Genomic DNA, 11,066 nt, shown 5'->3' on the forward strand with positions numbered 1-11,066 from the left:
GACGATCCCGCTATTATCGCCCATTATTCTTCCATCCATCGCCCGTCCATCGCCCATCGGCCACGCCGGCGCGACGGCCCGCCGGACCGGTCAGCGCGGCTGCGCAGGCAGCTCGCCGGGCAGCTGTGCTTCCAGTTCCCCGGTCACGAAGACATCGATGCGGGCCAGCAGCGCGTGCATGCGGGCGACGAGCGCGGCGGCCATGGCCAGCTCGCCCGTGCGCGCCGACAGGTCGTCGGCGGGCACGTGGCCCACCCGTTCCAGGGCCAGGCACAGTTCGGCGAAGCTGTGCGCCCCGACGGCCCGCGCGGACGACTTGATGCGGTGTCCCAGTTCGCCGAGGCGGTGCAGGTCCCCCGCAGCCAGCGCCGCGTCCACTTCCACCAGCCCCTCGCGTGCCGAGGCCAGGAACATCACCGCGTACTTGCGCATCTTGTCCGGCCGGTTGCCGAAGGTGAGCGCCAGCGCGGAGACGTCGAACAGCGCCGGCTCGGGCGCTGCATCCGCCGGGGGCGGCGCGTGCAGCGCCGGCGCGGCATCGGAAGGGGGAGCGGGAGCAGCAGCGGAAGCAGGAGCGGGAACGTCGCTGTGCGCAGCCTCCAGCATCGCGGTCGCAGGCGCCAGCGGCGCGCTGCGCGGCTCCCACGCCGTGGCGGCGTGGGCGGCCAGCGTGCTGCGTACCTGCGCGGCACGGCCCTCGACGGCGCGCTGGCTCAGCCACTTCGACAGCACGGCAAACAGCAGGTTCGGCGCCACCGGCTTGGTGAGGAAATCGTCCATGCCCGCCTCCATGCAGCGCGCGTGGTCGTCGCGGCCGGCGTTGGCCGTCATCGCGATCACCAGCGTGCCGGACAGCTGCGGGTGGGCGCGGATCTGCCGCGTGGCCTCGAACCCATCCATCACGGGCATCTGCACGTCCATCAGCACGCAGTCGAAATGTCCTTTCTGCAGCAGGTCAAGGGCCTCCTGGCCATTGTTGGCGATGACGACGACGGCGCCGGCATCCTCCAGCAGCTCCTGCCCCACCTGCTGGCTGAACACATTGTCTTCCACCAGCAGGATCGTGGCGCCGCGGATCGGGGCGAGCAGGTCGCCGTCCAGCGCGGCGGCCGGTTCCTGCGGCGCCAGTTCCACGCCGCGCGCCAGCTGCGCGGTGAACCAGAACGTGCTGCCCACGCCCGGGCTGCTGTCCACGCCCACCGCGCCGCCCATCAGCTCGGCCAGCTGCTTGCTGATCACCAGGCCCAGGCCCGTGCCGCCGTACTTGCGGGTGGTCGACGTGTCGGCCTGGTGGAAGGACTGGAACAGCTTGTCCACCTGGGCCGGCGTCATGCCGATGCCGCCGTCCTGCACCTCGAAGCGCACCATCAGCCAGGTGTCGCGTTCCTCGACGATGCTGACGCGGATGTGGATGCGGCCGTTCTCGGAAAACTTGATGGCGTTGCCCGTGAAGTTCAGCAGCACCTGCTCGAGCCGCAGCGGATCGCCGCGCAGCTGCGCCGGCACGCCGGGCCAGGTCTCGAACACCAGCTCCAGGCCGCGCCGCGCCGCCGCTTCGCCCAGCTGCTTGCCCACGTTGTCGAACAGCGCGGCCAGGTCGAAGTCCAGCATTTCCAGGTCCATGCGGCCCGCCTCGATCTTGGAAAAGTCGAGGATGTGGTTGATGATGCCCAGCAGGTGCTGGCCGGAGTGGTAGATCTTCTGCAGGTAGTCGCGCTGTTTCGGGTCCGTCACGCCGCGCAGCGCCAGGTGCGCCATGCCGATCACGCTGTTCATCGGCGTGCGGATCTCGTGGCTCATGTTCGACAGGAAGTCGCTCTTGGCCAGGCTGGCCGCCTGCGCAGCCTCCTTCAGCGCATGCAGCTCGCTGACATCGGTGGATAGCGAGATCACGGCGGCGCCCTGCTCCAGCTGCACGGGCGCCTTGACGGTCCACAGGTGGCGCAGGTTGCCGTCGGCATCGACGAACTCGCCCTCGCTGGTGCGCTTGATGCCGTCGGCCAGCACCTGCCGGTCCTCGGCCCAGGCCAGCGCCGCCTCGTGCCCGGGCAGCAGCTCGCGGTCCGTCCGGCCGACGATCTGCTCGGCGGGCCGGCCCATCACCTGCGCCATGCGCGCGTTGACATAGATGTAGCGGCGTTCCGCGTCCTTCAGATAGACGTGCGCGTCGACGTTGTCCAGCACGCTGTCGAGCAGGTGCCGCTGCTCCTGGGCGTTGCGGCGCTGCGAGGTGAGCATGAACACATAGCTGTAGATCAGCATCGTGCCGGCAAAGCCCGTGAGCAGCGCGATCCACGGCAGCTGGCGGTCGAAGCCGCCCATCATGTCCGCCTTGCGGGCGCTGAACTGGGCCTTCCACAGCACGCCGTTGAAGTCGATCGGCAGCACCGTCACGAAATGGTCGGCCATGTCCGGCGCCAGCTGCGGCGGCGTTTCCAGCGAACCGTTGTCGTTGTACAGCAGGCGGTCGTCGTCGTCGATGCGCAGGTTGCGCTGGTTCGGATCGTTGTTTGCTTCCGCGTACAGCACCAGGTGCACCTTGCGGTCGGCCATCTCGTCGATCGCCGCCTGCACCAGCGCCGAGACGGAAAAGCCGATGCCCACCGAACCGAGATAGGCTTCGCGGCGCGTGGCCGTATCCGTCAGCGGCAGGCCACGCCGGTAGACCGGCAGGCGCACGCCCAGGCCGATGTGCGGCACCGGCTTCTGCACCTTGACGGGCTGGCCGGAAGCGCTGATCTGGCCCGTGTCGCGCGACAGCGCCATCGCCTTCGCCACCGCCGGGTTGGCGATGATGTCCACCCCCAGCTTGTCCTTCAGGATGGCGGCCGGCTCCAGCCAGGTCAGCGGCGCGTAACGGGGCCGGCGCCCGCCCGGACGGATCTCGAAATCGGGATAGCCCGCCGTGTCGGCGCTACGGTCGGCACGCACGCGGGCCACGAAAGCTTCGCGCTCGGTATCGCTCACTTCGGGGGCGAAATTGATCGACTCGATGGCCGGGAAGTGGCGCGGCACGTCGAGGTTGTCCACGTATTGGCGAAATTGCAGGCGCGACACCTGGTCCGAGCTGTGGAACATGGCCACCAGGCCGCGCAGCACGTCCGAATAGGCCTTCACGCTGGTGCCGATGCTGAACTGGGTGGCGCGGGTGGCGCTGTCGAAACGCAGGCGCGCATCGGCCTCCACCGAGTTGGCCGTCGCCGCATAGAACGTCAGCCCGACGGCAATGGCCAGCGACAGCCCGACGCCCCACTGCAGCAGGCGTGTCAGTGCCGGGGCCATCGCGGATGTGCCAGGGACGCGCATGGAAACTGGTTGGACTCTTGCATTGCAGCAGCATACCTGAAAGGCCTGGCGCGGTCACCGGGGACGCCATCGCCCCGCCCTTTAAGCGGACGCAAAGGTCGCGCGGCTGCGACAGGAACCGGGACGGCGGCGGCGCGTTCCAATGGTAGAGCTGGAGGTGACCATGAACGCGACCGTCTCCCATGGCACCTGCCATGGCGTCCGTGATTTCGTCTGTGATTTCGTCCGTGATTGTGCGCGTGATTGCGCTTGTGTTTGTGCCTGTGTCTGTGCCCGTGTCTGTGCCCGTTTCTGTGCCCGTGTTTGCGCCCGTGTCTGTGCCCGTGTCTGTGCCCGTGTCTGTGCCCGCGGCATGGCTGCGTGCGCCTGCCCGCCTCCCGTGCGGGGCCCCGCCCTCGTGGTCTCGCGCGCGAAGCCGGACGATTGCCGGTCCGCGTGGCCGGCGCAGCCTTCGGCCGCATGTGGCGATGCGCGCTGCCAGCGCTGCCGTCACCCCTGGCTGGCCGGCCTGGCGGCCTGCGTGCTGGGCATCGGTTACGGCGTCCCGGCCGGCGCGCGGCAGCCGGCCTCGGCCGTGGAACTGCGCGACCACGATGAATTCGAGGCCTGGCTGGAGGCGCCCTGGCGGGCGGCGGCGGCAGCGTCCGCACGCCGCTTCGTGATGCGGTTCCGCGATCCGCGCGCCGCCCCGGGCGCCCGGGTGGGGTGGCAGCTGGAGCTGCGCGATGCCGCCGGCCGCGTGGTGCGGCGCTGGCGCGGCACCACCCTGCTGGCGAACGGCGTGGGAGAAGGTGCGGTGCGCTGGCAGGCACCGGCCGCGGTGCCGCCCGGCGGCGCATGGCGCGTGCGCATGCGGGCCGTGCCGCCGGCCGGCCATGGCGGCGCCGTCGAGCAGGAGCGCCGGGTCGCCGGCGGCACAATGGCCGACCCGCGTCGGCTCGGCGCGTTCCGCGCATCCGCCACGTTCGCACTGGACATGCTGCCCTGGGACATCTACCTGGGCAACCTCCACAGCCAGACGGGCCACAGCGATGGCGGCGGCGCGCTGGACACCTGTGACCACGCACAGCCGCCGCAGAGCGCCGCGGCCGGGCCCGCCGCAGCCTTCGCCTACGCCCGCGAACATGGCCTCGACTTCCTGCTGGCCTCCGAACACAACCATATGTACGACGGCTCGGCCGATACCGCCCGGCAGGCCGACCCGGCGCGCGCGCAGGCCCTGTTCCGCGCCGGACTGGCCGAGGCGGCAGACTTCACCGCCGCGCACCCCGGTTTCGTGGCCCTGTACGGCCTGGAATGGGGCGTGGCCGAGCACGGGCACCTGAATATCCTGAACGGCACCGAGCTGCTGGGCTGGGAACGCAACGCCGCCGGCGAGCTGCTGGCCGATACCGCAACCCCCAGGACCGATTACGCCGGGCTGTACACGCTGCTCCGCGAGCGGGGCTGGCTCGGCCAGTTCAACCATCCGAACGCCAGCCAGTTCCGCGCCGCCGGCAAGCCGCTGGGCTACACGGCCGATGGCGACGCGGCCATGGTCCTGTGCGAGGTCAGCAACAGCAACGCCTTCTCGGCCCGCACGGACGAAGGCGAACCCCGCTTCACCCATTACGAGACCACCTGCCAGCGCGCGCTGGAAGCGGGCTACCACGTGGCCTTCAGCTCGAACCAGGACAACCACTGCGCCAACTGGGGCGCCTCGGCGCCGAACCGCACCGGCGTCCTGCTGCCGGCGGGAACGCCACTGACGGCGGCCAGCCTGCTGGAGGCGATTGCCGCACGGCGCGTATTCGCCACCATGGACAAGGCCGCATCGCTGGTCCTCACCGCCAACGGTCACATGATGGGCGAACGGTTCGTCAACCAGGGCGACCTGGCCTTGTCGGTGCGCTATCGCCACGCGGCCGGCACGGCGCCGGGCGAGCTCGTGCTCGTCTCCGGCGTGCCGGGGCGCAATGGCAAACCTGCGCAGGTCACGCTGGCCGCCACCGAGGTGACCCTGCGACCGGAGCCGGGCGAGCATTACTACTATGCGCGGCTGACGCAGGAGGATGGCAAGGTGCTGTGGTCGGCGCCGCTGTGGGTGGCCCAGGAAGCGGGGGCCGCCGAACCGCCCAGCGATCCGGACCAGCCCTGAGCGCCGCACGGCTCCCGGTTCGATCCGCCCCGCTGCCGTATCCCGCTTTGCTAGACTGGAGGCCCACGTGACTGAAGAATCCGCCTTGCGTACCGCCACCGAGCCATTCCCGACCACGAGCCCCCTGCCCGATCCAACGGCTGAACGCACCGGTGCGCCGATCGGCACCGTCCGCGCGCTTGCGCTGCGCACGGCCCTCGCCAGGCCGCCCGTGCCGGTGGACACGGCATGCGCCGCAGCGGGTGTCGGCCTGGCCGGCGATGCGCACGCCGATGCCCTGTCGCCCCGCCAGCTGCTGCTGGCCGGCACGCCGGCCTATGGGCGCTTCGGCCTGCCGCCCGGGGCACTGCGTGAAAACCTGCTGCTCGACGTGGACACGGCGCACCTGCCCTCCGGCACGCTGCTGCGGGTCGGCGCCGAAGCGGTGCTGTGGCTGACGTTCCAGTGTGAAGCGTGCACCTATCTGGATGTGCGCCAGCCCGGCATCGCGCGCCGCATCGGCCGGGACCGCGGCGTACTGGCGCGGGTGGTGCAAGGCGGGCCCATCCGCGTGGGCGATCCGGTGGTCGTCCTGCCGGGGAAGCGCGAGAAATGGTCGGATGACTGGCGCGAACGGGTTGCCGCCATCCTGGCGCGGGTGCCGGCGGGCCGCGTGGTCGAGTACCGGCAGCTGGCCCGGCTGGCCGGCGTGCAGGCCGTGTATTGCCGCACCTTCCCCAGGCTGGCGCGCACGCTCGGTCTCGATGAACGTGCAGCGCCCCTGAAAGGCCGGCCCGACCTGCCCCGCTGGCAGGGCGAGGCACTGTTCGACAGCGCGAACGACGGCTGATATCGCTCCCAACAGCCGGGTTCGTGTCCACCGTGGGGTCAGACCCCGACGTGGACACGAACGGATCAGTGCCGGACCGCCATCTTCCGGCTGGACTTCCCGCCTGACCGTCCTGTCACGGCACGTCCTTCGGCTTGACCTTGCCGGCCTTGGCCACCTTCCTCATGTCCAGCTCGATCCAGGTGGGCGCGTGGTCGCTGGGCTTTTCGCGGCCGCGGATGTCGCGGTCCACGCCGGCCGCCTTCAGCGCGGCCTTCAGCTGCGGGCTGAGCAGCAGGTGGTCGATGCGGATGCCGGCGTCGCGGCCATAGGCATTGCGGAAATAATCCCAGAACGTGTAGATCTTTTCGCCCGGATGCATGGTGCGCAGCGAATCGGTCCAGCCCTGCGCCATCAGCTGTTCGAACAGCGCGCGGGACTCGGGGCGGAACAGCGCATCGTCCACCCACCGCTCCGGCTTGTAGACATCCAGATCCGTCGGAATGATATTGAAGTCGCCCAGCATGACGACCGGCGCCCCGGTCGACAGCAGCTGCTCGCCGCGCAGGATCAGCCGCTCCATCCAGCGCAGCTTGTAGTCGAACTTCGGTCCCGGCGCCGGGTTGCCGTTCGGCAGATACAGGCCGGCGATGACGATGTCATTGACGACCGCCTCGATATAGCGGCTCTGCTCGTCCTCCGGATCGCCCGCCAGGCCGCGCCCCACTTCGACGGGCTGGCTGCCGCGCGCCAGGATCGCCACGCCGTTCCAGCTTTTCTGGCCGTGCCAGATGGCGCCATAGCCGGCCGCCGCGATCGCCGCCTCCGGGAACTTTTCCTGTGGCGCCTTCAGCTCCTGCAGGCAGGCGACATCCGGCTGTTTTTCTTCCAGCCATTCCAGCAGCGCCGGCAGGCGGGCACCGATCCCGTTGATATTGAAGGTGGCAATGCGCATCCGTGACTCCATCCGTGTTGGTCTTGTGATTGTGACAGCAACGGCCGGTCCTCCGCCACACCAATCGTGCCGCCGGCCACGCGCTGCCGGCGCGGATGCTACAGTACGCCATCGCAAAACAGGAGGTGGAATGAGTTCGATCGGGGCAGATCCGCATGAGTGGCTGGAGGACGTGGGCGGCGAGCAGCAGCTCGACTGGGTGAAGCGCCAGAACGACGTGGCGCTGGGCGAGTTGCAGGGACGCCCCGGGTATCCCGCCATGGTCGACCAGCTCAAGACGATCCTGAACGCGAAGGAACGCATCCCCTTCGTGCGCCAGCACGGCGAGCACGTCTACAACTTCTGGCGCGATGCGCAGCACGTGCGCGGCATCTGGCGCCGCACCACGCTGGCCGGCTACCGCGCGGCGGAACCGGCATGGGAAACGGTGCTCGATATCGACCGCCTGGCTGCCGACGAAGGCGAGAACTGGGTGTGGCATGGCGTTTCCTCGCTGTATCCGCGCGGCGAACGGTTTTTGCTGTCGCTGTCGCGCGGTGGCGGCGATGCGGTGGTGGTGCGCGAATTCGACATGCCCTCGCGCCGCTTCGTGGCCGACGGCTTCAACCTGCCGGAAGCCAAGACGGACGTGGCATGGATCGACGCGGACACGCTGTTCGTCGCCACCGACTTCGGCCCCGGCTCGATGACCACCTCCGGCTATGCGCGCATCGTCAAGGAATGGCGGCGCGGCACGCCGCTGGGAGAGGCCATCACCGTCTACGAGGCGCAGCCGGACGACCTGGGGGTGGGCGCCTATCGCGACTTCACGTCGGACTACAGCCACCAGTTCATCTCGCGCCAGATCGGCTTCTACAGCAGCGAACTGTTCCTGCGCGAAGGCGGCACGCTCACGAAGGTGGACAAGCCGCAGGACGCCAGCGCCTACACGGTGCGCGACCAGCTGGTCATCGAACTGCGCTCCGACTGGACGACCGGCGGCACCACCTATCCACAGGGCGCCCTGCTGGCGACCGGGTTCCGCCGCTTCCTGGCGGGCGAACGCCGGTTCGACGTGCTGTTCGCGCCCACGTCCACCACCTCGCTCGATGGCGTGGCGCAGACCCGCTCGGCCCTGCTGCTGAACATCCTCGACAACGTGAAGAACCGCCTGGTCGAACTGCGGCACGTGGACGGCACGTGGCAGCGCCGCGACGTCGCTGCGCCCGCCTTCGGCACGCTGGAAGTGGCGCCGCTCGATGCCATCGCCTCGGACGAGTACTTCCTCACCGTGACCGACTTCCTCACGCCCACGTCGATGTACCTGGCGCGGGCCGGCAGCGACGACCGCACGCCCGTCAAGGCGCTGCCCGGCTTCTTCGACGCCAGCCCGTACACGGTGCAGCAGCTGCAGGCGCCGTCGAAGGACGGCACGCTGGTGCCCTACTTCGTCATCATGGCGCGCGATGCGAAGCTCGATGGCAGCAACCCGACCGTGCTGTACGGCTATGGCGGATTCGAGGTGTCGTTGAAACCGTTCTACAGCGGCGTGACGGGTGCCGCATGGCTGGCGCAGGGCGGCGTGTACGTGCTGGCCAATATCCGCGGCGGCGGCGAGTTCGGGCCCCGCTGGCACCAGGCCGCGCTGAAGGAGCATCGGCAGCGCGCCTTCGACGATTTCCTCGGCGTGGCCCAGGACCTCGTCAGGCGCCGGATCACCAGCCCGCGCCACCTGGGCATCATGGGCGGCAGCAATGGCGGCCTGCTGGTGGGCGCCGCGCTCACGCAGCGGCCGGACCTGTTCAATGCCGTCGTCTGCCAGGTGCCCCTGCTGGACATGCAGCGCTACAGCAAGCTGCTGGCCGGCGCGTCGTGGATGGGCGAGTACGGCGATCCGGACGATCCGGACCAGTGGCGCTATATCGCCGAGTATTCGCCGTACCACAACGTCTTCCCGGACAAGCATTACCCACGGGTGCTGTTCACCACCTCCACGCGCGACGACCGCGTGCACCCCGGCCACGCGCGCAAGATGGTGGCGAAGATGCAGCAGCAGGGCCACGACGTGCTGTATTGGGAAAACACGGAGGGCGGCCATGCCGGCGCGGCCAATAACGACCAGCAGGCGCAGATGTGGGCGCTGACCTATACCTTCCTGCTGCAACAGCTGAGATAGCGCATCCAAACAGTTGTCTTGGCGCTGTTCGCGTTAAGTAGACATGCCGATCATGTCGGGAACTTTTCCGCGCCCTACTGGTCAGCGCTGCGCCCCGCCACGCCCACGCGCAGCCAGGCGGCAGGCGTCACCAGCGCGGCCGTATCGAGCACGCGCCGCCAGCCTGTGTAATTGGCCAGATAGCGGCTGGCTACCCCGTTAAAGCGCCGCAGCCAGGTCTTGAAGCGGCTGTGCCAGCCGTTCACGTGCTGCAAGTGGAACGCGCCGCGTGCGCGAACGCCGGCGCGCAGGTTGATGGTTTCGTGGGTCAGGCCCGCACGTTGCGCGAACGCCTGGTAAGCCTTGGCCGAATCGCTAATCAAGATGACATCCGGCACCAGCACGGGCAGCAGATGGACCATCAGCAGCTCGGTGGTGACCTGGCCGCGACCAGTGACGAACTCATGTGTTGTCGTGCCCCGGTCGCACGCGACCAGGATGCAGTCATGCTCGCGGCCGATGCCCCGGCGCGTCGCCTTGCCGCCGCGCCGCCGCGCCGGACGGTCCAGTGTGCGCGAACCCTTCTGCGATTCGAGCAAATAGGTTTCGTCGGCCTCCACCACGCTGCCCAAGAGGCCCGGTTGCTCGCGCCGCACACCGGCGATGAAACGGTGGCGCCAGCGAAAACTGGTCGAGCGCGCGACCGCGACCTGCTCCGCCGCCTTGCGGACCGGGCAGGCGTCCAGCAGACATTGCAGATACGCCAGCCACTTGCCCTTCAGGCGCAGGCGCGCCAGGGGTGTGCCGGTCAGGGCGTTATAGGTCCGGCCACAGGCCAGGCAGCGGAAACGTTGCAGGCCGTTGGCCTGTCCGCAACGGTGGCTGCGACAGCCTTGGCAGCGCGGACACGGCCGCCCCGCGCCAGCCCCCTCGATCAACGCGATGCAATCCACTGCCGACGTCTGCGCGTCAAGCCAGGTGCGCAGCGTCATCCGCTGCGCACCGATCAGATCGCCCCCGATGAGGGCATGAAATGTTTCCTGAAACGATGCAGTGTCCATTGCCGGCTCCCCATCGCATGAGTTGGCTCAACCAATGCGTCGGACAGCAAACTGGACAGCAAGTTCCCCCACTTAACGCTGACAGCGCCGTTGTCTTCCGCTAAATGCTATTTGTCGCATAGTAATTCACAAATGGAATAAATACGCCCCTACCGGTATGATCGCTTCATCAACTCGAAAGGCAATCCGATGAAGCAGGTTTCAGCAGTGTTATTAGCGATGATGCTGGCGGCGGCCACGCAGGGTGCCAGCGCCGCCGGCCACCAGCGGCGCGCCACCTTCGACGTCACCTTCACGGTCACCGCGGCCTGCGTGATCGATCCACAGGCCGGGACGGCGCTGGCCTGCACCGCCGGCACGCCCTACCGCATCATCCACGACGCGACGAGCCAGCCGGCCAGTGTGCCGGTCGCCTCGATCACGGCGCAACCTGCGACCACATCCGCCCTGCGCAACGGCGACACCGTCTACTTCTGAACCGCGGGCGTCGGTCCGCACCGCGCGACCGGGCGCACCTGGAACCGTCCGCGGCATTACGTCCAGCATTTTGTTTCCCGCTCAGTATTTTGTTTCCATTCTTCATTAGTTTTTTGCTATATTTCCAGTCCTGCGAAAACCGATTTCTGCTTGACTGGGGCCCGCACAGGCGTATCTTTTACGGCAAT

The 11,066-nt window shown here is 68.6% G+C and carries 7 protein-coding genes; 4 read left to right on the plus strand and 3 right to left on the minus strand.

Annotation, left to right across the window (positions count from 1 at the left end; genetic code table 11):
• Positions 1 to 90: 90 nt before the first annotated feature.
• On the minus strand, positions 91 to 3,306 hold the full coding sequence (locus tag IP91_RS08800; RefSeq protein ID WP_145648562.1) for a CHASE domain-containing protein: 3,216 nt from the start codon (positions 3,304 to 3,306) through the stop codon (positions 91 to 93).
• Between the two features lie 379 nt (positions 3,307 to 3,685).
• On the opposite strand from IP91_RS08800, the gene IP91_RS08805 reads away from it, so the two are divergent.
• Complete coding sequence (locus IP91_RS08805) at positions 3,686 to 5,443, plus strand: CehA/McbA family metallohydrolase (protein ID WP_229474154.1); 1,758 nt, start codon at positions 3,686 to 3,688, stop codon at positions 5,441 to 5,443.
• Between the two features lie 67 nt (positions 5,444 to 5,510).
• Positions 5,511 to 6,272, plus strand: coding sequence for an MOSC domain-containing protein (locus IP91_RS08810; RefSeq protein WP_229474156.1), 762 nt, complete (start codon positions 5,511 to 5,513; stop codon positions 6,270 to 6,272).
• Positions 6,273 to 6,387: 115 nt separating this feature from the next.
• On the opposite strand, the gene xth is transcribed toward IP91_RS08810, so the two are convergent.
• Entirely contained in the window at positions 6,388 to 7,206 is an 819-nt protein-coding gene (gene xth, locus IP91_RS08815; protein WP_145648563.1) for an exodeoxyribonuclease III, read from the minus strand.
• A 130-nt stretch (positions 7,207 to 7,336) separates the two neighbouring features.
• Here xth and IP91_RS08820 point away from each other — a divergent pair, with 130 nt between their 5' ends.
• Positions 7,337 to 9,361 carry a prolyl oligopeptidase family serine peptidase gene (locus tag IP91_RS08820; protein ID WP_145648564.1) on the plus strand — a complete coding sequence of 675 codons (2,025 nt, stop codon included), beginning with the start codon at positions 7,337 to 7,339 and terminating at the stop codon, positions 9,359 to 9,361.
• Positions 9,362 to 9,435: 74 nt separating this feature from the next.
• On the opposite strand, the gene IP91_RS08825 is transcribed toward IP91_RS08820, so the two are convergent.
• Complete coding sequence (locus IP91_RS08825) at positions 9,436 to 10,401, minus strand: IS1595 family transposase (protein WP_145648565.1); 966 nt, start codon at positions 10,399 to 10,401, stop codon at positions 9,436 to 9,438.
• A gap of 189 nt (positions 10,402 to 10,590) precedes the next feature.
• On the opposite strand from IP91_RS08825, the gene IP91_RS08830 reads away from it, so the two are divergent.
• The gene (locus IP91_RS08830) at positions 10,591 to 10,878 is read left to right on the plus strand and encodes a hypothetical protein (protein WP_145648566.1); all 288 of its coding nucleotides are present in this window, start codon (positions 10,591 to 10,593) and stop codon (positions 10,876 to 10,878) included.
• The last annotated feature ends 188 nt before the right edge of the window (positions 10,879 to 11,066 follow it).

This window comes from Pseudoduganella lurida (assembly GCF_007830455.1).
Classification (GTDB): Bacteria; Pseudomonadota; Gammaproteobacteria; order Burkholderiales; family Burkholderiaceae_D; genus Rugamonas; species Rugamonas lurida.